21 protein-coding genes are annotated in these 20787 nt (G+C 43.7%); 1 reads left to right on the top strand and 20 read right to left on the bottom strand.

Annotated features, from left to right (window positions below; genetic code table 11):
• Positions 1–12 precede the first annotated feature (12 nt).
• The 13 genes from fliF to ASL11_RS33065 all read right to left on the bottom strand — a co-directional run bounded on the left by fliF (position 13) and on the right by ASL11_RS33065 (position 13500).
• Entirely contained in the window at positions 13–1584 is a 1572-nt protein-coding gene (fliF, locus tag ASL11_RS33125) for a flagellar basal-body MS-ring/collar protein FliF (RefSeq protein ID WP_056624920.1), read from the bottom strand.
• Positions 1585–1625: 41 nt separating this feature from the next.
• On the bottom strand, positions 1626–1934 hold the full coding sequence (gene fliE / locus ASL11_RS33120) for a flagellar hook-basal body complex protein FliE (RefSeq protein ID WP_056624917.1): 309 nt from the start codon (positions 1932–1934) through the stop codon (positions 1626–1628).
• 11 nt (positions 1935–1945) lie between these two features.
• On the bottom strand, positions 1946–2395 hold the full coding sequence (gene flgC, locus ASL11_RS33115) for a flagellar basal body rod protein FlgC (protein ID WP_056624912.1): 450 nt from the start codon (positions 2393–2395) through the stop codon (positions 1946–1948).
• Between the two features lie 6 nt (positions 2396–2401).
• A complete protein-coding gene (gene flgB, locus ASL11_RS33110; protein ID WP_056624910.1) occupies positions 2402–2809 on the bottom strand; it encodes a flagellar basal body rod protein FlgB in 408 nt (135 codons plus the stop codon).
• A 225-nt stretch (positions 2810–3034) separates the two neighbouring features.
• Positions 3035–3820 (bottom strand): GTP-sensing pleiotropic transcriptional regulator CodY, encoded by a 786-nt coding sequence (gene codY, locus ASL11_RS33105; protein ID WP_056624907.1) that lies wholly within the window; start codon positions 3818–3820, stop codon positions 3035–3037.
• Positions 3821–3856: 36 nt separating this feature from the next.
• A complete protein-coding gene (hslU, locus tag ASL11_RS33100) occupies positions 3857–5254 on the bottom strand; it encodes an ATP-dependent protease ATPase subunit HslU (RefSeq protein WP_056624904.1) in 1398 nt (465 codons plus the stop codon).
• Positions 5255–5340: 86 nt separating this feature from the next.
• Positions 5341–5895, bottom strand: coding sequence for an ATP-dependent protease subunit HslV (gene hslV / locus ASL11_RS33095; RefSeq protein ID WP_056624901.1), 555 nt, complete (start codon positions 5893–5895; stop codon positions 5341–5343).
• Positions 5896–6091: 196 nt separating this feature from the next.
• Positions 6092–7408, bottom strand: a complete 1317-nt coding sequence (gene trmFO / locus ASL11_RS33090; RefSeq protein ID WP_056624898.1) for an FADH(2)-oxidizing methylenetetrahydrofolate--tRNA-(uracil(54)-C(5))-methyltransferase TrmFO — start codon at positions 7406–7408, stop codon at positions 6092–6094.
• A gap of 12 nt (positions 7409–7420) precedes the next feature.
• Positions 7421–9529, bottom strand: coding sequence for a type I DNA topoisomerase (gene topA, locus ASL11_RS33085; protein WP_056624895.1), 2109 nt, complete (start codon positions 9527–9529; stop codon positions 7421–7423).
• Between the two features lie 70 nt (positions 9530–9599).
• Positions 9600–10691, bottom strand: a complete 1092-nt coding sequence (gene dprA / locus ASL11_RS33080; RefSeq protein ID WP_056624892.1) for a DNA-processing protein DprA — start codon at positions 10689–10691, stop codon at positions 9600–9602.
• Positions 10692–10806: 115 nt separating this feature from the next.
• A complete protein-coding gene (gene sucD / locus ASL11_RS33075; protein ID WP_056624890.1) occupies positions 10807–11739 on the bottom strand; it encodes a succinate--CoA ligase subunit alpha in 933 nt (310 codons plus the stop codon).
• A gap of 50 nt (positions 11740–11789) precedes the next feature.
• Positions 11790–12950, bottom strand: coding sequence for an ADP-forming succinate--CoA ligase subunit beta (gene sucC, locus ASL11_RS33070; protein WP_056624886.1), 1161 nt, complete (start codon positions 12948–12950; stop codon positions 11790–11792).
• 292 nt (positions 12951–13242) lie between these two features.
• Complete coding sequence (locus ASL11_RS33065; RefSeq protein WP_056624884.1) at positions 13243–13500, bottom strand: hypothetical protein; 258 nt, start codon at positions 13498–13500, stop codon at positions 13243–13245.
• A gap of 193 nt (positions 13501–13693) precedes the next feature.
• Between ASL11_RS33065 and ASL11_RS33060 the strand changes: the two genes are divergently transcribed.
• Positions 13694–15265, top strand: a complete 1572-nt coding sequence (locus ASL11_RS33060) for a YifB family Mg chelatase-like AAA ATPase (RefSeq protein ID WP_056624882.1) — start codon at positions 13694–13696, stop codon at positions 15263–15265.
• Positions 15266–15332: 67 nt separating this feature from the next.
• On the opposite strand, the gene ASL11_RS33055 is transcribed toward ASL11_RS33060, so the two are convergent.
• The 7 genes from ASL11_RS33055 to rplS form a co-directional block, all read right to left on the bottom strand.
• Positions 15333–15710, bottom strand: coding sequence for a YraN family protein (locus tag ASL11_RS33055; RefSeq protein ID WP_056624880.1), 378 nt, complete (start codon positions 15708–15710; stop codon positions 15333–15335).
• Positions 15710–16027 carry an EscU/YscU/HrcU family type III secretion system export apparatus switch protein gene (locus ASL11_RS33050; protein WP_056624877.1) on the bottom strand — a complete coding sequence of 106 codons (318 nt, stop codon included), beginning with the start codon at positions 16025–16027 and terminating at the stop codon, positions 15710–15712. Before ASL11_RS33050 ends, ASL11_RS33055 begins: the two co-directional genes overlap by 1 nt.
• On the bottom strand, positions 16024–17868 hold the full coding sequence (locus ASL11_RS33045; RefSeq protein WP_056624872.1) for a hypothetical protein: 1845 nt from the start codon (positions 17866–17868) through the stop codon (positions 16024–16026). Before ASL11_RS33045 ends, ASL11_RS33050 begins: the two co-directional genes overlap by 4 nt.
• Before the next feature lie 74 nt (positions 17869–17942).
• A complete protein-coding gene (locus tag ASL11_RS33040) occupies positions 17943–18590 on the bottom strand; it encodes a ribonuclease HII (RefSeq protein WP_063795764.1) in 648 nt (215 codons plus the stop codon).
• A gap of 137 nt (positions 18591–18727) precedes the next feature.
• Positions 18728–19591 carry a ribosome biogenesis GTPase YlqF gene (gene ylqF, locus ASL11_RS33035; protein WP_056624869.1) on the bottom strand — a complete coding sequence of 288 codons (864 nt, stop codon included), beginning with the start codon at positions 19589–19591 and terminating at the stop codon, positions 18728–18730.
• A gap of 11 nt (positions 19592–19602) precedes the next feature.
• Complete coding sequence (gene lepB / locus ASL11_RS33030) at positions 19603–20214, bottom strand: signal peptidase I (RefSeq protein WP_056624856.1); 612 nt, start codon at positions 20212–20214, stop codon at positions 19603–19605.
• A gap of 101 nt (positions 20215–20315) precedes the next feature.
• Complete coding sequence (gene rplS, locus ASL11_RS33025; RefSeq protein WP_028558249.1) at positions 20316–20657, bottom strand: 50S ribosomal protein L19; 342 nt, start codon at positions 20655–20657, stop codon at positions 20316–20318.
• Positions 20658–20787 lie beyond the last annotated feature (130 nt).

The raw sequence follows: 20787 nt of genomic DNA, 5'->3' as shown, positions 1-20787 counted from the left end.
ACAAGTGCACCTCTATTCGTCTACTAACCAAGTACGCAGCAAGTTAACAAATTCTTCTGGTCGCTTTCTTGCAAGCGTTTCGAGCTGCTTACGCACTTGATTGTCATTCGTTACATTTTCAATATCAATCGTTGGAAGCTCTGCCTTTTGAGAAGCAACATCCATTTCTTGATCAATCAGAAGTTGTTGTGCCGCTTTCTTGCGTCTTCTAATTGCAAACCCAATAAATGCTCCAATGGCTAGTGCCGCTAACGCTAATGCACCATAAGTCAAGTAAGTAGATGTCTTCGCTGCACTCGCATCGGAAGATCTTACAAATGAGTGAGCAAAAACCGTAACTTTTTTCTGCAATTCATCGTCTGTATAAGTAGTCTTATTATCAGCTAGTGCAGTTCTCACAATATTCACTAGCGCATTCTGAATGGCTGTTTTCGTTTCAGCAGTTAAAGAGTTCGGATCATCTCTTACTGGAGGCTCGATGCCAACATTAATACTTACATCCTTCACTACATACGGTGTAGAGATAATGTCATTTGTAATGCGATCCACTTCATAATTGACTGTTTTACTGTTTTTCTCTGATGTTGAGTTCCCATTATTTGCTGTCCCTGGATAACCAGGTACATCCGTTGCGCCGGTACCAGGAACACCACCTGTTTCCGTGCCTTTATTTTGATAAGACTCATTTGCTTCTTGGAGGGAGATTTCAATTCCTTTTTGATCAACTTGGTTCGGTGCCCTTACGAGTTGTTCTTTGGTTTTCTTCTGATCAAAATTCATCGTCGTAAATACACTGACACTCACTTTATCGCGTCCAAACATCGTACCCAACATCGAGTTGATGTTCTTCTGTAAATCATTTCGGAACTGGGTATTAATATCTGTATCTCTCGGCGTGCTATTAGCTTCACCACTAAACTTATACGAGAGTAAATTCTGATCCGAAATAGAAATATTCTCAATCGGTAAATTCTTAATACTATGTGATACTAGATTATAAATCGTATCGACTTTGGGTTGATCTAAGGTATAACCCTGCTTGATTTGTAAAACAACTGATGCTGTTGCTTTCTCCGCCTGTTGCTGTAGGAATGGACCTTCCTCTGGCAGAGATATATTTACTTTAGAGCTTGAAATGGCTTGATTCGCATTAATAAGTTGTTGAAGTTCACCTTGTATCGCGCTCAAGTATTTCACTTTGAATTCATTATCCGTGATACCGAATGAACTACTTCCGCTAAAAACTTCAAAGCCCAGGGAACCGTTCTTATTCAACCCTTGAGACTCAACTGCAAGTTTGACATTGGCTACTTCACTTGTCGGCACTTCTATGCTTTTTCCATCAGCACTCAGATGATAAGGTACTTTCGCTGTATCTAGATAAGATTTGATATTGGCTGCATCACTGGGTTGCAATTCTGTATATGCCAACGAATAATCTGTTTTCGACAAATTAACACTTATAATGGCAGCTGTTAGAATCAATAAGAACACAGTAGCTATAAAAATAATTTTCGTCGTCCGATTATAACGATTCCAGTATTGCTTCACCTTTTCCCAGTACTGGAGCAGGTTCTCGTTCACTCTGTCACCTCATTGACCCAAATTTAGCAGCATCTCTATAGTTACAGCTGCATTCTCATGATTTCTTGGTACGCCTCGAGCACTTTATTTCTGACCTGAACTGTAAGTTCGAGTCCTAATGAAGCTTTCTCCGAGGCAATTGTCAATTGATGTACATCTGAAAGTTCCCCTTTAATGAAGCTTTCGTTCAACTGATCGACTTGCTTTTGCTGTGCACTCAAATTGGTCATCGCCTCGTTCAAAAATGAGCCGAATTTCTTACCTAAATCATCTGCTCCCTCACCCGCGTTATCCTTCGGACTAATAGAACTCATTATATTTATCGGACTGTAACTAATTTTGTCAATCATCACGTATCCTCCTATCTACCAATTTCCAAAGCTTTGGTAATCATCGCTTTACTTGCATTTAATGCTGTTACATTGGCTTCATAAGATCTCGTTGCTGAAATCATATCCACCATCTCTTTGGTAATATCCACGTTCGGCATGTAGACGAATCCATTGGTATCTGCATCAGGATGCGAAGGATTGTACACTTGTTTTAATGGTGATTTGTCTTCAAATATCTTATTCACTCGAACTCCCTCACCAGTTCCATCGGCCATCGCTGAGTTCAGTGATTGGGCGAAACTAGGCTGAGATTTCGTCTCGAATGAAACTAACTTTCTCGTGTAAGGCATCCATTTTCCATCAACAAACCTTGCTCTTGTTGTATCCGCATTGGCGATGTTGGACGAAACAACATCCATACGCAAGCGTTGCGCAGTCAAAGCAGATGCACTAATGTCAAATCCGTTTGTAAGTCTCATCGTTTATTACCTGCCCCCAATGACCGTACGAAGTTTTTTGAAATCGCTATTCATCTGTTGAATCATCGTATTGTATTTAAGTTGATTTTTGGCCATCAATGACATTTCGTAATCCATGTCCACATTGTTTAAGTTGTTGTTTATTGCTGTCGAATTATCTGATTTAATTTCGGTATTTGGTAATGTCGTAGTTTTCCCGATTACAAAATGCCTTGGATCTGTACGAAAGCCATCTATTGAAGGTGTATTCGCATTCATTTGTCCTTGTAAGAGCTCTTCAAATGCAACATCGGAACGTTTAAAGTTAGGAGTATCCACATTGGCAATGTTATTCGCCGCCACTTTTTGCCTTAGCGTCGATGCATCCAGCGAACGCTCCATCATATTCCAACTAGGCTTGTCTAATAAAGACATAAACGATTCCCCTTCACTCTAAATAATATTCATTTACTATTTCAACATTGGCAGAATTGATTCCTTCTTATTTCGACATTATTCTCAATTCTTGATACAAAATAGTTCTATATGTAGAATTTTGTAAACCTTTGACTTATACTCTTTATCATCTAAGATATTACGATAAGTTACAATAAGAAAAAAGCCCTATCTTTTTACCAGATAGGGCTTTAACATTTATTATTATAATTTTGACTTCATCTGTTCAATGCTTTGCATCAGTTGTTCATTTAATATACGGATATAAGTGCCTTTCATTCCTAGTGATCGCGTTTCAATCACGCCAGCACTTTCCAGTTTACGCAGCGCATTTACAATAACAGAACGAGTTATACCCACTCGGTCTGCAATTTTACTCGCCACCAACAATCCTTCCTTGCCGTCCAGTTCCTCAAAAATATGTTCAACAGCTTCCATTTCACTGAAAGACAATGAGCCAATTGCAACTTGAACAACTGCTTTGCTGCGGGCTTCTTCTTCAATCTCTTCCGCGCGCTCTCGCAATATTTCCATTGCAATAACCGTTGAACCATATTCTGCGAGAACCAGATCATCATCAATAAAGTGACCTTCGCTTCGACTTAGAATCAAGGTGCCCAAACGATCGCCACCACCAATAATTGGCACTAAAGTTGTATGCGTCGCTGGAAACATATCCTTCATCTGGTCTGTATAATAAAAATACGGACTGTCTGGCTCCGATGTAGATGAGGTCTCTTCGATTTTTAGCAATAAATTGTTAGATTCAATTGGGAACCTGCGTTCGATTAGAATCGTTTGATTCATTTCAGGAGACACAGGATCATTCGTAACCGCATAGCCTAAAATTTTACCTTTACGGCTAACCACATAAATATTTGCGATGACGACATCTCTTAGTACTTCTGCCATATCCATAAAGCTAACCGCATTGCCCGCTTCTTTTTGGAGCAAACGATTCAGCCTTCTTGTTTTATTTAATAAACTCATGTAACTGCCTCCTACTAACTGCAACCTGCTTATTTCTTATAAGATATACTGACTTAAATCTCTATTTTGAACAATACTGCTTAGTTTCTCACGTACATAAGCTGGATTGATCACTAGTGACTCTAATGTGATTTCAGGTGCTTCAAAAGATAAATCTTCCAACAATTTTTCTAAAATTGTATGTAAACGACGAGCTCCAATATTTTCTGTTTGTTGATTTACTTCAACGGCAATACGAGCAATTTCATGAATAGCTTCCTCTGCAAATTCAATCGTTATACCTTCCGTTTGCAACAAAGCTGTATATTGTTTAGTCAAAGCATTCTTAGGCTCCGTTAAAATCGAAACGAAGTCTTCTAATGTTAAATCGCTTAGTTCGACTCGAATTGGGAATCTGCCCTGCAGTTCTGGAATGAGATCAGATGGCTTGGCAATATGAAAAGCTCCTGCCCCAATAAATAGCACATAATCTGTTTTAACAGAACCATACTTAGTTACAACCGTAGAACCCTCTACAATCGGTAAGATATCTCTTTGAACACCCTCACGCGAAATATCCGGTCCACTTCCACCGCGGCTGCTGCTTGCTATTTTATCAATTTCATCTATAAAAATAATTCCACTTTGCTCCGCGCGGTTGATCGATTCCTGGATCACATCGTCCATATCAATTAATTTCTGTGCTTCTTCTTGTGTTAGAACTTTTCTAGCTTCTTTCACAAGCAGTTTCCGTTTTTTCATCTTTTTGGGCAGCAGACTCCCGAACATTTCTTGCATATTCATCCCTGCTTGTTCATTACCTTGACCACCAAGCATATCAAGCATGGAAGGCGTTGCGTCTTCCACTTCAATTTCTACATGATCGTTTTCTAATTTACCATTGGATAATTGTTCGGCGACTTGAGCTCTTTTAGAAGCCAGATTTGAATCAGGCGGCGTCTCGTCTTGCTCATCTTTATTTTGCCCGCCAAACAACATCTCAAGCGGATTACGCTGTGTTTTGGCACGGGTAGGACTCGGAGCAAGTAAAGTAACTAATCTCTCATTAGCGAGCTTCTCAGCACGATCCTTGACCTTTTCCATACGTTCAGCTTTGACCATACGCACTGATGTCTCAACCAAGTCACGTACCATCGATTCTACATCACGGCCCACATAACCCACTTCAGTGAATTTCGTCGCTTCAACTTTAATAAAAGGCGCGCCAACCAGCTTCGCAAGTCTCCGCGCAATTTCTGTTTTCCCAACACCAGTAGGTCCAATCATGAGGATGTTTTTCGGTACAATTTCATCTCTCATGCTTTCGTCAACCAAATTTCTCCGATATCGATTTCGCAGTGCGATCGCAACGGATTTTTTCGCTTTTTTCTGCCCCACAATGTATCGATCCAGTTCTTGGACAATTTGTTTAGGGGTAAGAGAGCTGTTTGCCATATGTGATACCTCCTTAAATGTAGGCTAAAGTTAATCGATCAATTGAGAGCGTGTGCTAATTCCTCTTAAAAAACATACGTTCTAGTCTATTCAATCTCTTCAACAATAATATTATGGTTGGTAAACACACAAATTTCAGCTGCTGTCGTCAACGCCGCGTGGGCAATTTCTTTCGCACTAAGCTGAGGTGCATGTCGGTGCAGCGCTCTACCTGCCGCGAGTGCAAAGCTCCCGCCAGAACCAATAGCCAAAATGCCATCATCGGGTTCAATGACTTCTCCATTACCGGACAGCAGTAAAAGTCCTGAAGCATCCATGACGATCATCATAGCTTCCAGTCTCCGCAGCACACGATCTTGACGCCAATCCTTCGTTAGCTCAACTGCAGCACGTTGAAGATTTCCATGGTGTTCTTCCAGCTTGCCTTCAAACTTCTCAAAAAGCGTTATCGCATCAGCAACGGAACCGGCGAAACCAGCAATGACTTTCCCTCTATGTAAACGCCGTACTTTTTTGGCCGTGCTCTTCATGATCATACTATTGCCGAATGTCACTTGCCCGTCACCGGCTATAGCTCCCTTACCTTGATGACGAATTGCAAATATCGTTGTCGCATGAAACGTTGCTTGATTGGGTTCCATTTCGATTCACCCCTCTATAAGAATTAATTCCGTAAAGAGACCTCTCCATTGTCTATGGGTCGCAAAAATGAGAGAAACCTCTAGCGAGGTCTAAAGGTTGAGTAGACCGCATCTAGAGGTAAATGTATGATCAAACGAATGAAAAATGCAATAAAACATTAATTTATAGTAACACAGTGGATCATCACATGACAACTTATTCAGCGATTGTTTTCTCAAAATTCTGAATACTCTCTAATGCGCGGTTTGCCAGCTTTTCGTATTTTTCTTTTTTGTTCCGAATACGTTCTGGCAGTGCAGGAAGTAAACCAAAATTAGCATTCATCGGCTGGAAATGTTTGAAGTCTGCAGTTGTAATATACTGTGCCATGCTTCCTAATGTCGTTTCAGCTGGCAAGACAACACAGTCTTGTCCTTTCGCCATTCGACCTGCATTCAGTCCAGCAATCAAGCCAGAAGCAGCCGATTCCACATACCCCTCAACACCTGTCATTTGACCTGCAAAGAATAGATTCTCACGACGTTTGTATTGATAAGTTGGTTCTAGCAGCTTCGGTGAGTTAATGAACGTATTACGATGCATAACGCCATAACGGACGAACTCTGCTTGCTCTAGACCAGGGATAAGCTGAAGGACACGTTTCTGCTCTCCCCACTTCAAATGCGTTTGGAAACCTACCAAGTTATATAAGGTACCTGCTGCATTATCTTGACGAAGCTGCACAACTGCATGTGGCATTTTACCCGTGTGCGGATTGATTAGCCCAACAGGCTTCATAGGTCCGAACAACACAGTTTGTTTACCGCGTTTCGCCATTACTTCTAAAGGCATACAGCCTTCAAAATAAATTTCTTTCTCAAATTCCTTTAATTCTGCTACTTCAGCTGTAATTAGAGCCTCGTAGAACACATTGAACTCTTCTTCCGTCATCGGACAGTTCAAGTATGCCGCTTCCCCTTTATCATAACGAGAAGCCAAGTACACCTTATTCATATCGATTGAATCTTTCTCAACAATAGGTGCTGCAGCATCATAAAAGTATAAATACTCTTCCCCCATTAATGCTTTGAGTTCTGCAGCTAAATCTGGAGATGTCAGTGGCCCCGTGGCAACTACTGTTATTCCCTCAGGGAGTGTTTGAAGTTCTTCGTTACGAACCTCAATCAATGGGTGATTACGTAATGTGTTAGTTACTGCTTGAGAGAATCCATCGCGGTCAACCGCTAAAGCTCCTCCAGCAGGTACTGCATGCTCGTCAGCACAAGCAAGAATGAGAGAGTCCATTCGTCTCATCTCTTCTTTTAGAACACCTACTGCATTCGTTAGACCATTGGAGCGCAGAGAGTTGCTGCATACAAGTTCAGCGAACTGATCCGTTATATGAGCAGGAGTTTTCCTTACATTACGCATTTCATATAAAGTAACAGGCACGCCTTGACGGGCAATTTGCCATGCGGCTTCACTGCCTGCCAATCCTGCGCCGATGACTGTTACTCTTTGATTTTCTGGCAAAATCAGACACCTCTAATCTTTCATATCATCTGTGTGATCGGATTCGTCAACTGCTTCTTCCTTATGATCACATTGTGTACATTGAATCATAACCCCGTTCTTGCTTCGCTTCTCAATCATCATTGAGCTGCACGCTGGGCATGGCCGATTAACTGGTTTATCCCAGGAAACGAAATCACAAGTTGGATATTGGTCACAGCCGTAGAATACGCGACCTTTCTTGCTTCTGCGCTCAACTATTTTACCTGTGTGACAAGTTGGGCAAGTAACGCCGATATCCTTAATGATCGGCTTCGTATTCCGGCAGTCAGGGAAACCTGAACATGCTAGGAATTTACCGAAGCGTCCCATTTTATAAACAAGATGCTTTCCGCATTTCTCACATATTTCATCCGAAACTTCATCTTGAATCTCAATTTCTTTCATTTCTTCTTCTGCAAACTCTAAACGCTTTTCAAAGGAAGTATAGAAAGTATCAAGTACTCGAACCCAATCCTCTTTCCCTTCCTCGACAAAGTCCAACTCTTCTTCCATATGAGCAGTGAACTCAATATCTAGAATTTCCGGGAAAAACTCTTGCATTAATTGGATCACGAGCTCGCCTAGCTCCGTCGGTACGAATTTCTTCTCTTCGATCGCTACGTAGCCACGTTTCTGTATCGTTTCTAGTGTAGGTGCGTAAGTACTTGGTCGCCCGATCCCCATTTCCTCAAGAGCACGAACTAAACGTGCCTCTGTATACCTTGGAGGTGGTTGTGTAAAGTGCTGCTTCGGTTCTACACTTTGTTTCGGCAATGAATCGCCTTTTGATAGAGGAGGCAGCAATTTATCTTCTTCTGTCGTTCCGTCATCGTTGCTTTCTACGTATACTTTCATGAACCCAGCGAATTTCATTTTGGATCCGTTCGCTCTAAACACAGTCTCTCCTGCGTTTAAATCAATCGTCATTGTATCCAAGATTGCGGACGCCATTTGGCTTGCAACAAAGCGATCCCACACGAGCTTGTACAATCGGTACTGATCTTTACTCAAGAACGCTTTCATTTGCTCAGGTTCACGAAGTACAGAAGTTGGTCGAATCCCTTCATGCGCATCCTGTGCATTCGCATTTTTCTTCAAATACTGACGAGGCGTTTCAGGGTAAAAAGTTGGGCCATATTTCGTCATAATAAAGTCTTTGGCTTCTTCTTGGGCAATCGGAGAAATCCGCGTAGAATCCGTACGCATATAGGTAATTAAACCGACGGTACCTTCTTTGCCTAAATCGATACCTTCATATAATTGCTGCGCTACAGACATCGTCTTGGAAGCACGGAAATTCAATTTACGCGCCGCTTCTTGTTGCATAGAGCTTGTAATAAAAGGCGGAGAAGGGTTACGTTGACGTTCTTTCTCTTTCACTTCTTTCACAATAAACGCTTCATTACCCATAGCAGCAAGAATCAAATCGACATCTTCTTGTGAGTGCAGTTCTTTTTTCTCACCATTATGACTATGATACTTAGCCTCAAATACCGTTTTGCCTGCATCAAGAACTGCCGTAATCGACCAGTACTCTTCAGGCTCAAATGCTTTAATTTCATTCTCACGGTCTTGAATTAACTTAACCGCTACTGATTGCACCCGGCCAGCCGACAGCCCTTTCTTCACTTTTTTCCAAAGCAAAGGACTGATTTTGTAACCAACAAGTCGATCCAAAATCCGACGTGCTTGCTGAGCATTCACCAAATCTTGATTAATCTTGCGAGGCGTTTTAAACGCGTCCTTAACGGCTTCCTTCGTAATCTCATTAAACACAACACGACAAAGTTCATCTGGACCCACGTCGAGATAATGAGCTAAATGCCAAGCAATCGCTTCACCTTCGCGATCCGGATCCGCCGCTAGATATATTTTTTTCACTTTTTTGCTTGCGTCTTTGAGTTCTTTAAGGATAGAACCCTTTCCACGAATCGTTATGTATTTAGGCTCAAAGTTACGATCGACTTCTACGCCAATTTGGCTTTTCGGAAGGTCGCGAATATGACCCATCGATGCTTTCACGATGAACTTACTGCCTAAATATTTGCCGATGGTTTTGGCTTTTGCTGGTGACTCTACAATGACTAACGAATCTGCCATGGTTCGTCCTTCCTCCCCTCTTGGTTTCAAGGTAAGTTTACTTGGCGAGAAGCAAAACTTCGTGATTAGCCTATGCTCGAATGTATGTTGAACCCGGAAGCTGTTTAATCGCCTTTTTCAATACCAAAGATAACAGAACTCCATGCAAATGTCCAAACGTAAATTGCGTCTCTTCTAATAGAGTGTCAATTGAGACTGGATCATCTGACAGCTTTCGTACAATTTCGACCTCATCTTCAGTGAAAATGAAAGTCGCTTTTTGCTGTAAAGCAACATTTATTTCATCTACATTTATAATGTGTTTATACTCTTCGACAATCTCTTCCACGCAGGTGACTAATTTCGCGCCATCCTTCAAAAGCTTGTGAACTCCGCTGCTTTGTCGTGAGTTAATTGGACCCGGGACCGCGAAAATATCTCGTGAAGCATCTAATGCACATTCAACTGTGATCAATGATCCACTGTCTTCTGCTGCCTCTACAACCGTAACACCCAATGATAATCCAGCGATAATTCGATTCCTCTGCGGAAACATGCCTGGCCTCATCCCTGTTCCAATTGGGTATTCCGAAATAATCACACCTTCCTGCTCGATGTGGCGAAATAACAAAGCATTCTCTCGTGGATAGATCGCATTGATCGCACACCCAAGCACGGCCACCGTCTTCGCTTTCCCTTGCAGCGCACCAATATGCGCCTTACTGTCTATTCCTCTTGCTAACCCGCTTACAATCCCAAATCCTGCTCTCGAAAGTGAAGCTGCCCACTCTTCAGCAATTTTCTTCCCATACAGCGTAGGTGTTCGGGTACCCACAATACCAAGCAAGCGACCATGTAAGATCGAGGGATCGCCTTTCACATATAAGATCCATGGTGGTTGTGCAATTTCTTGCAGGATTGACGGATAATCCTCATCGAAACGTGTCATGATTCGAATGGCTTGACTTTTATATTGGTGTATCTTTTGTTCAACAAACGCAGGGGTTAATCGTGTCGCAATGGTTTCTGCTATCGTCCTCCGGATTCCACATGAAGCGATCTCACCTGCTGTCAGCCCGGTTAAAACACTTAGTTCAGGGAAACGGCTTAAGAGTTGGTGAATCGTTTTCCACCCTATCCCCTCAAGCTCGTGCAAGCCAATTAAACAGTTGCGATTATCCATTAGTATATACACTCCTTCCATGAATGACAAATCTATGCATCTTACTGAAAATAAAAAAACCTCCCAATTCCCAAATAAGGGAAAAGGAAGGTTGCTTACCTTCGTGAAACGAAGCTTATTTTTTTGTGATAACTTTATCAAGCATACCTTTTTCTTCAAGTACGCTAACAAGTGTTGAACCCATTTCGGATGGTGTAGCCGCTACGCGAATACCGCATCTTTCCATAGTTGCAACTTTCTCTGCCGCCGTACCTTTACCACCAGAAATGATGGCACCAGCATGGCCCATACGTTTTCCTGGAGGAGCTGTTTTACCGCCGATGAAACCAACGACAGGTTTTGTCATGTTTGCCGCAACCCACTCCGCTGCTTCTTCTTCAGCCGTTCCGCCGATTTCACCGATCATGATAACAGCGTACGTATCTGGATCTTCGTTAAAACGTTTAAGGATGTCGATAAACTCGGATCCTTTAACTGGATCTCCACCGATACCAACTGCGGAGGATTGTCCAATTCCACGAGTTGTTAATTGGTGAACAGCCTCGTAAGTCAATGTTCCGGAACGCGAAACAACACCTACGTGACCTGGTGTATGAATGTATCCTGGCATAATGCCGATTTTGCACTCGCCTGGTGTAATAACACCTGGGCAGTTTGGTCCGATAAGAACGGTATTTTTACCTTCTAAGTAACGCTTAACGCGTACCATGTCAAGTACAGGAATACCTTCTGTGATACAGATAACCAATTCAAGCTCAGCTTCAATCGCTTCAATGATGGATTCTGCTGCGAATGCTGGTGGTACATAAATAACGGATGCAGTTGCACCTGTTGCGTTTTTAGCTTCTACAACGGAGTTGAAAACTGGCAGCTTAACAAGCTCACCATTTTCCAAAGTAATATCTACTGTTGTGCCGCCTTTACCAGGAGTTACGCCACCCACCATTTGCGTGCCGTAGTCCAGACCGCCTTTGGTATGAAACAAACCCGTAGCGCCGGTAATCCCTTGAGTAATGACTTTAGTATCTTTATTGACCAAAATACTCATGATCGATTGTTCACATCCCTTATATATTTTCCAAACCGCTCAGGTTTGATTTATTTAACAAGTGCAACGATTTTTTGTGCGCCATCCGCCATGGAATCAGCAGCAACAATGTTCAAGCCGGATTCGTTAAGAAGCTTTTTACCAAGCTCCACGTTAGTTCCTTCAAGACGAACTACGAGTGGACGCGAAAGTCCTAGCTCTCTTGCAGCAGCTACAACACCTTCAGCGATAACGTCACAACGCATGATACCACCGAAAATGTTAACGAAAATCCCTTTCACTTGCTCATCGGAAAGAATGATTTTGAAAGCTTCAGTAACTTTCTCTTTCGTAGCACCGCCCCCTACGTCTAGGAAGTTAGCAGGGTCTCCGCCGTAGTGCTTGATAATGTCCATAGTGGCCATAGCTAGTCCTGCGCCGTTAACCATACAACCGATGTTTCCATCAAGAGCGATGTAGCTTAGGTCATATTTGGAAGCTTGGATTTCTTTCGCATCTTCTTCTTCAAGGTCACGAAGCTCAACGATGTCTTTGTGACGGAAAAGAGCGTTAGAATCAAAGTTTAATTTCGCATCAAGTGCCATAACGTCGCCAGAGCCAGTTACAACCAATGGGTTGATTTCAGCAATGGAAGCGTCTTTCTCAACGAATGCTTTGTAAAGAGCAAGCATGAACTTAACTGCTTTGTTTACAAGCTCATTTGGGATGTTGATTGCATAAGCAAGTCTACGTGCTTGGAAAGATTGAAGTCCGATTGCTGGGTCAACCACTTCTTTGAAAATTTTCTCAGGAGAGTGCTCAGCTACTTCTTCAATTTCTGTACCGCCTTCTTCGGAAGCCATCAAAACGACGCTGCCCGTTGCACGGTCAACAACAACACCTACGTAATATTCTTTCTTAATGTCACAGCCCTCTTCAATCAAAAGGCGTTTAACTTCTTTACCTTCTGGACCTGTTTGGTGAGTGACAAGTACTTTACCTAGAATTTCGCTAGCATATGTACGAACTTCATCGAGGCTTTTGGCTACCTTAACGCCGCCTGCTTTACCGCGACCACCGGCATGAATTTGTGCCTTAACAACGACAACGGATGTTCCAAGTTCTTTTGCTGCTTCAACTGCCTCATCAACAGTAAATGCAACCTTTCCGTTAGGAACGCTGACTCCGTACTGTCTCAGGACTTCTTTGCCTTGATACTCATGGATATTCATTTCCTAAATCCTCCTATCAGTATGGACTTTCTATACGTGCTATACAGGGAAAAGTGTAATTTCCAATTGACGTTGTGCACGAGAAACTATCTTGCTACCGGAATTAGTATCACACTTCTTCGCAAGCCCTAACCATTGTATCACATTATTTTCGACAGTTTCTTTATTTTTTTCGTGAATCCCTTCAAATTTTCCTTTCACACTGAAAAAATTTAACTATCACGTCACAATTAATTACAAATAAAAAAACGTATTTCTCATGTACTGAAAAATACGTCTTGCTTCAAGTTGATTAATAGAACGATGTTGGTGTTGTATTTACCCGAGGTTCTCGCTCTGCTTGCTTAATAAAACGCATCTCATTCGCTGAAAAGTTACAGATTAAGCATTGAATCGTTGGCTCGGGCTCTGGAATGACGCCAGGATCATGGAATTCAGTAATATTCCCGGAAAGTGCATCCTTTAGAAAAGACTGCGAATAGCTCGTGATTACATTAAATTTAATGCGATTCGAACGGCAGTTGGGACAAAAATATGGTTTTTCCTGCATATCATCACCTCATCTTCCAGTATGTGCATGTCGCACATTTTTAAAACGTGATCATCGATCGACAACATTTGCGTAATTTTACCAATTGCGATTATAATAAAAGAAATTAATCGGATCAATGAGGAAGCACCTTTTATCCAATTCGAAACTCAGTTCTTGCGACTGTGAATTTCATGGAGAAGAAGGTGTTTTTATGTATGGCAAAGTGATGAGTGCTTGTTTACAAGGAATTGAAGGGCGAACGATCGAAGTAGAAGTCGATATTTCGAGCGGCTTACCTCAGATCAACCTAGTTGGACTACCTGATTCAGCGATTCGTGAGTCCGTGGAACGCGTACGTTCATCGATTAAAAATTGTGGTTTCACCTTCCCTATGGACCGAATTACGGTAAATCTTGCTCCAGCTGACTTGCGCAAGGAAGGCTCGTCTTTCGATCTTGCGATTGCTGTTGGCATTCTCATTACGACAGGTCAAGTGCATGTTGAAGGCTTCGCTTCCACCTTATTTCTAGGAGAACTTGCACTAGATGGTTCTCTTCGTCCTGTTCCAGGTGTCCTATCTATGGTTCACGCAGCCAAAATGACAGGGATTAAGCGAGTTTGTCTATCAACTGCAAATGCACAAGAAGCTGCTTTAATCGAAGGTGTTGAGGTTTGTGTTATTACGAATCTATCCGATTTCAAGAAATGGAACACATGTTCTAACGCGGAATTTATTTACCAAACTGTTGAGAGTGAATCACATGTTCTTTCTAATTCCGTCAATAACCCGCTTGGTTATGTTGAAGATTATGCCGACGTTAATGGACAGCATCAAGTAAAGCGTGCCATGATGATTGCTGCCGCTGGCATGCACAATTTACTCCTTCTTGGTCCACCTGGTACTGGCAAAACGATGCTTATCAAACGTCTGCCTTCTATACTTCCGCCTTTAACCGACAGAGAGGCACTCGAAGTTACGAAGATCTACAGTGCTTCTGGCAAGCTGACAGACCGTTCCACACTGATGCGTGCAAGATCGTTCCGCGCCCCACACCACTCCATCTCAGCTGCTGGACTCGTCGGAGGTGGAACGATCCCCAAACCCGGTGAAGTGAGTCTATCTCATCGTGGTATTCTTTTCTTAGACGAGCTTCCGGAATTTACACGAAATGCACTTGAAGTACTCAGGCAGCCCCTTGAAGATCGCTACGTCATGATTGCCAGAGCAAGAGCTGTGTACACATTCCCCTCCCATTTTATATTAGCCGCAGCTATGAACCCATGCCCGTGTGGCTATTATGGTGCTGAAACAGAAGCTAATGCTTGCATCTGCAGTCCCGCTAAGATCGTCCAATATCGCTCCAAAATTTCAGGTCCGCTTCTCGATCGCATTGATCTCCATGTTGAAGTTCCAAAACCCAGCTATGCCCAACTTAAAGACAATGCTTCTAATTTGTCGTCTGGTGAAATGCGAGCTAAGGTCATGCAGGCCCATATGCGACAGCAGCAGCGTTATGCGGGAACAGATATTCAGCATAATAATGAGTTGAGCGGAAGATTAATGCGGGAAATTTGTCAATTAACACCTGAGTGCGATCAGCTACTTCGTACTTCTTTTGACGCATTGGGATTAAGTGCACGCGCGCATGATCGAATTTTACGGCTTGCGCTCACGATTTCAGATCTAGACGGCTGTGATTGCATACTCCCCGCTCATCTAGCAGAAGCGATCCAATATCGGAATTTAGATAAAAACCAACGCATCGATGAAATTGTGATCTAAGCCAAGGTGTACATAGAGATACGCCCAATAAGAAAGCCCTTCGACTTGTCATAAGGCTAACTGACTGTCAAAAGGCTTCTTGTATATGTATGATTTTCGAATCCGTGTTACTTTCGGACATTTCAATTGCGATAACATCGAATTGAATCGATTGCTCATATTTATGAAAGCGATGCATATAAAATTGTGCAATTTCACGAACCTTCGCCTGCTTGCGGTAGTCCACCGATTCTTTGGCTGTACCGAATCGGTTAGACGGACGTCTAGTTCGCACCTCAATAAAAATGAGCTTATTCAACTTCTCTGCAATGATATCGATCTCACCAGAACGACAGCGCCAATTCCTCTCAACAATCTGATACTCCTGCTCTACGAGATAATTGAACGCCAGTTCCTCACCTTGTTTTCCCAACTTTTTGCGATCATCTTTATAAAATTTGTTCATCAATCTAAGCCTCGCGATGGTTTCATACGCTGATCGGATCGATAAATAAAACTTAGCACTTCAGCTACTAATTGATAAAGCTCTGGTGGTATTTCTTGATCTAAATCAAGTTTGGATAGCACTTCAACTAACGATTTATCCTCTTGAATTGGAATGCCACTTTCCTTCGCCTTTTGCAAAATAGCTTCAGCCACATGCCCTTTCCCTTTAGCAATGAGGGTTGGGGCTTTCTGTGCCTCTGGTGAATAGCGCAGCGCTACTGCCTTCTTGATCGGGGTAAGCTGTGATTCCTCGGGCGTTTTATTCGGAGGACTCATGCGCGAACATCAACCCCTTTATACGTTCTCGGGCGATAAAGCTCACTCAAATCTACGCGACCATCCAAAGATCCTATTTTAGTCCCATCTTCCTTACCTTCTTGAATCTCAGGAGGCTTAGGGTATGGCGAACATTTTAACGAAATAAACTGATAACCTACACTATTCATCGCAGCAGCAATCTCATCTTTGGAAGACTCCATCAAACCAGCTAGAGCTGGATGATCATTGTGAATGTTTAACGACACAATTTTGTTCACGACTTGAACATCGAGTAACGTGTTCCCCATTACCTTCATCTGAAGATCAAACAAAAGACGACAATTGCTAGCATCTACTTCACCGCGACTTCCTTTGCGGGATTGAATATGAATAGCTGCAGTTTGCTGACCTGTGTTGTCCAGGAAGGGCACAAACATGGTCATTTGCGTAAACATGGCATTCTTATCATTCGTCAGCATAAGCTGCTGCCCCGTTATTTGACTGACCGCTTGCTGTGCCGCTTCTTTCAATGGCGCTGGCGTATCGTCAGATGCAGTAAGTTGAAGTAAAAGGCTTTTCAATGTTTCTGTGGCTGGCTTCGCGCTATCACCTTGTTGATCATCAGAAGATTTCGTGCTAATTAGCGAAAAGGAGTCATCCGTCGCTTGTTGGCGCACTGGCACAGCATTGCCGCGCTCGTCTAGCTTGGCGGCCACATGCGATTCATGCTCAACGCCAACGGCTTTAAGCATCTTGCTGATCCAGTTGGTCTCTGTATCAGCGTTGGGCGTCTCTTGAGGCGCACTAACTTGCGCCTCTCTAGGGGCAAGCCCGCCCTCCTGCTTCGCAGGCGGGGCTTGCACAGGCGCTGGCGAACCCGCTTGCAGCGGTTCGCCTTGCCGTACAGGCTCAGCGCTGCGCGCCTGAGCCACGTGCCCGTCGGCCGCCGGCTTCGCCGAGGCGGCCAATGTCGCCGCGCCAGCAGCTGCCGGCGCGGGAGGGGCTTCGCCCGCTGCTGTTGCGGCGGGCGGGGCTGCAATGGCAGCGGCCGCAGGCTCGCTGCCACGCGGCGCAGCCGCGGTAGTGCCACCAGCCTGCGTAGCAGCTGGTGGTGAACTGCCCGCCTGCGGAGGCGCAGCCGCAGGCTCGTCCGCAGCGGAGGCTGGCGCAGCTGGCTCCGCAGGCCTTACAGCTGCGGCGGTAGCACGCAGCTCCTTGAGCAGCGACACAACCTGCTTGGCGGTATCCGCCGCAGGGTGTGTCGGGTCTTGCTCAAGCAGCGCATTCGCCTGCTGCTCGAGCTTCTCTAACACCTGGCCCGCCGGAGGGCCGGTTGTCACTTGCTTTAAGGCATCTACTGTCGCAGTTGTTAGCGGCAGCCCCCTTTTCGAGGCTAATACAGCCGCTTGCAGCCACTCTTCCTTACCCACCCCCTGCGGCATCTCTCGCATCACATTCTCAAATGCCTTCACATTTTCCTTGGACACGGGAATGCCTTCTTGCTGAATCTGCTGCACCATTTGACGATTACCAGCCGAATCCTTTACCTCAAAAGCCTTCAAAAGTTCACCAAGTGAGTCATCCGCGATCTGCACGTCGGATGCAACAAGCGGCTTCAAAATAATTTGACCGCCCTTAGATTCCGGTTGAACCTGCAGCATGGTAACATCCCCCTGCTTAAGAGGAGTTTCCAGCTTTGCACGTACTTGCGTGCCACCTATATTCACCAGCGCTTCTTGATCACTCAGGAGTTGAAGCACTACACCTTTGACAATTTGCCCTACCTTTAATTCGAGCGTCTTCGGATCAGCTGCCGTTAAATCCCCGACCAAGTTACGTATTAATCCACTAATATTCACACAGCTCACCTCAAATCTGATTACACGTATGTATATTATCGGCGTTTGACACCTTTTTCGTTACATCATAATGTTTAAATAAGATCGAATAAGAGCTGTTCCATTTGAGGTTCATTTTCTTGCGCTTCTAGCTGAGCCATAATTTTACGAATAAATAATTTCCTATGTAGCGGCGTAGGCCCGTATCTCAAGAGCATCTCTCGATGGTGCTTTGTCGCATAACCTTTATGTACGGCGATTCCGTATGCTGGATACTGCTCGTCCCATTCCGCACACATACGATCTCTCGTCACTTTGGCGATAATGGAAGCAGCGGCGATGGATTGACTTAACGCATCCCCATGAATGATGGCCGATTGCGGTAAATCTATGTCCACATTTTCAGCATCAACTAGTAAATAATCTGGTATCTGATCCAGTTTCTCTACCGCTTGCTTCATGGCTAGTCTTGATGCTTGTTTGATATTTATTGCTTCTATTTCTTCAACATTAACAATGCCAACACCAACCGATATAGCCTCATTCATTATCTGATCAAATAACAGCTCACGCTTCTTCTCCGATAGCTTCTTGGAATCATTTACTCCTTCAAGTACATGTCCCATCGGAAGAATAACCGCAGCAGCCACAACATCCCCAAATAAGCACCCGCGGCCTACCTCATCAATACCTGCTATCGCTGTGAAACCTTGCTGCCATATGTCTTTTTCATTTTCTAGCACGTGGTATGCCCCTTTCCTATGCCTTCATTATATAGGATCGTCACTTCGTCAAGCCACACCCATTTTTTTCAACTTTGTCTCCACAATAAAAAGAAAAACCCAAGGCTCAGCCCCAGGTTCTTCCTGATTCTTCATCATTAAAATGGTCGTTCCAATGAAATACGGCCCATTTTCCCAGCTCTCAGATCACGAATAATAATGAGGGAAGCTTTGTCCAAATCTACTTTCCCCCCGCTTACTATAGCGCCGCGCTTACGCCCAATCGCTTCCATGACCTTCACCATTTCTTGAATGTTATCCATATCTTCCGGTAGTTCCTGAACTCCAAAGCGTTCCTGGATACCAGCACCATAATGCTGAACCATATATTTAATGGTAAACAAAGCTACGTCATCTAAATGCAGAAGCTCTTCCTTGATGGCCCCAGTTGCAGCCAAACGCATGCCAACCATCTGGTCTTCAAATTTAGGCCACAAAATCCCCGGTGTATCCAGCAGATCCATCTCGGTGCCAACCTTGATCCATTGCTGACCTTTGGTCACACCTGGCTTATCGCCGGTCGCAGCAATCTTCTTACCTGCCAACTGATTAATAAGTGTGGACTTACCGACGTTCGGAATCCCAACAATGAGCGCTCTAATCGCACGGGGATTAATCCCTTTACGCAGCATCGTTTCTATTTTATGAGCCCATAGCTGTTTGACGCGAGGCAAAATCTCCTTGACATGCGTTCCGTTCGCAGCGTCAATTGGCAAGGCGGGTAAGCCTTGATCTGCAAAATATTTCACCCATTCTGCCGTCACTTGCGGGTCAGCCAGATCGTTCTTGTTGAGCAATACGAGACGTGGCTTGCCTTTTAAAATCTCATCAACCATCGGGTTCCGGCTGGAAAGCGGGATTCGGGCATCCAAGAGCTCAATCACGACGTCAATTAGTTTAAGCTTTTCCTCGATCTGTCTGCGAGCCTTGGTCATGTGACCGGGAAACCATTGAATGGTCATTTCTCTTCACCTCAAAAATGTATGAAACTAATTTTCTTCACCGGCCAGAAAATCACTTCTGCACGGCCTACGATTTTATTGTAAGGCACAAAGCCAACACTTTTCGTACGACTATCTTTGGAATTCGGACGATTATCACCCATCGCAAAAATCTCGCCTTCCGGCACTTTCGTTTCCGGGAAATCCAGTAATGTATTGTAAGGATGGCCTTCTTTAACCGCTTGATCAATGGCAGCTTGAATAAAAGGTTGGGCCAGCTCTTCACCGTTAATGTACACCTTGTCCCCAACTACTTTCACGGTTTCTCCAGGTAGGGCGATGACACGCTTAATATAATCTTTGCCTTCAGGTGCATGGAAAACGATGACTTCGCCTCGCTTTGGATCACGAATATCGTACACAATTTTATTGACGATCAATCGCTCTCCCGTGAAGAAATTCGGATGCATTGAATCTCCATCAACAATAAATGGGGAGAAGAGGAACCAACGAATAATAATAACAAGCACACCTGCGATTACTAACGCTTTAATCCATTCCCACGTTTCACTTTTTGTTTGCACGGTCTTTGCTGGAGTAGCACTGATCGGCTGATTGGGTTGCATTTGATCGTTATGTTCCATCACTGACGGCCTCTCTTCCAGTTTTGGTATGATCTCTATTATGTCCTATTATGTACAGAAAAAATGAAAAGGAGACTTGACTGAACAAGCCCCCCATTTTACTATCGAATTTCTTTAATTCTTGCTGCTTTACCACGAAGACCACGCAGATAATAAAGTTTCGCACGACGAACTTTACCACGGCGAGCCACTTCAATCTTGTCAATCTTCGGAGAATGGAATGGGAAAGTTCTTTCCACACCCACACCGTAAGAAATTTTACGAACTGTAAACGTTTCGCTGATTCCACCGCCGTGGCGTTTAATAACAACACCTTCGAACAGCTGAATACGCTCACGTGTACCCTCGATAACTTTTACGTGTACTTTAAGTGTGTCTCCTGGACGGAAATTAGGAATATCCGTACGGAGTTGCTCTTTCGTAATCTCTTGAATAAGATTCATAGTTGACTCCCTCCTTCCACACAGGTGTTCATTCCGCTAATAGTTAGTAAAATCTAAGTTGTTATGCGTAGAGGACCACCAGACTCGAACTGTTGAAAAAATCACAACAGAATATATAATATCATAGTCC

Source organism: Paenibacillus sp. Soil750, assembly GCF_001428045.1.
In the GTDB taxonomy this organism is placed as follows: Bacteria; Bacillota; Bacilli; order Paenibacillales; family NBRC-103111; genus Paenibacillus_E; species Paenibacillus_E allorhizoplanae.
This window is presented reverse-complemented; position numbering and strand designations above follow the sequence as displayed.

Excerpts from the sequence above, each read along its gene's own strand:
- fliE (WP_056624917.1), bottom strand. The coding sequence starts at position 1,934 with ATGATTGACAAAATTAGTTACAGTCCGATAAATATAATGAGTTCTATT.
- flgC (WP_056624912.1), bottom strand. The coding sequence starts at position 2,395 with ATGAGACTTACAAACGGATTTGACATTAGTGCATCTGCTTTGACTGCG.
- flgB (WP_056624910.1), bottom strand. The coding sequence starts at position 2,809 with ATGTCTTTATTAGACAAGCCTAGTTGGAATATGATGGAGCGTTCGCTG.
- codY (WP_056624907.1), bottom strand. The coding sequence starts at position 3,820 with ATGAGTTTATTAAATAAAACAAGAAGGCTGAATCGTTTGCTCCAAAAA.
- hslU (WP_056624904.1), bottom strand. The coding sequence starts at position 5,254 with ATGGCAAACAGCTCTCTTACCCCTAAACAAATTGTCCAAGAACTGGAT.
- hslV (WP_056624901.1), bottom strand. The coding sequence starts at position 5,895 with ATGGAACCCAATCAAGCAACGTTTCATGCGACAACGATATTTGCAATT.
- topA (WP_056624895.1), bottom strand. The coding sequence starts at position 9,529 with ATGGCAGATTCGTTAGTCATTGTAGAGTCACCAGCAAAAGCCAAAACC.
- dprA (WP_056624892.1), bottom strand. The coding sequence starts at position 10,691 with ATGGATAATCGCAACTGTTTAATTGGCTTGCACGAGCTTGAGGGGATA.
- sucD (WP_056624890.1), bottom strand. The coding sequence starts at position 11,739 with ATGAGTATTTTGGTCAATAAAGATACTAAAGTCATTACTCAAGGGATT.
- sucC (WP_056624886.1), bottom strand. The coding sequence starts at position 12,950 with ATGAATATCCATGAGTATCAAGGCAAAGAAGTCCTGAGACAGTACGGA.
- ASL11_RS33065 (WP_056624884.1), bottom strand. The coding sequence starts at position 13,500 with ATGCAGGAAAAACCATATTTTTGTCCCAACTGCCGTTCGAATCGCATT.
- ASL11_RS33060 (WP_056624882.1), top strand. The coding sequence starts at position 13,694 with ATGTATGGCAAAGTGATGAGTGCTTGTTTACAAGGAATTGAAGGGCGA.
- ASL11_RS33055 (WP_056624880.1), bottom strand. The coding sequence starts at position 15,710 with ATGAACAAATTTTATAAAGATGATCGCAAAAAGTTGGGAAAACAAGGT.
- ASL11_RS33050 (WP_056624877.1), bottom strand. The coding sequence starts at position 16,027 with ATGAGTCCTCCGAATAAAACGCCCGAGGAATCACAGCTTACCCCGATC.
- ylqF (WP_056624869.1), bottom strand. The coding sequence starts at position 19,591 with ATGACCATTCAATGGTTTCCCGGTCACATGACCAAGGCTCGCAGACAG.
- lepB (WP_056624856.1), bottom strand. The coding sequence starts at position 20,214 with ATGGAACATAACGATCAAATGCAACCCAATCAGCCGATCAGTGCTACT.
- rplS (WP_028558249.1), bottom strand. The coding sequence starts at position 20,657 with ATGAATCTTATTCAAGAGATTACGAAAGAGCAACTCCGTACGGATATT.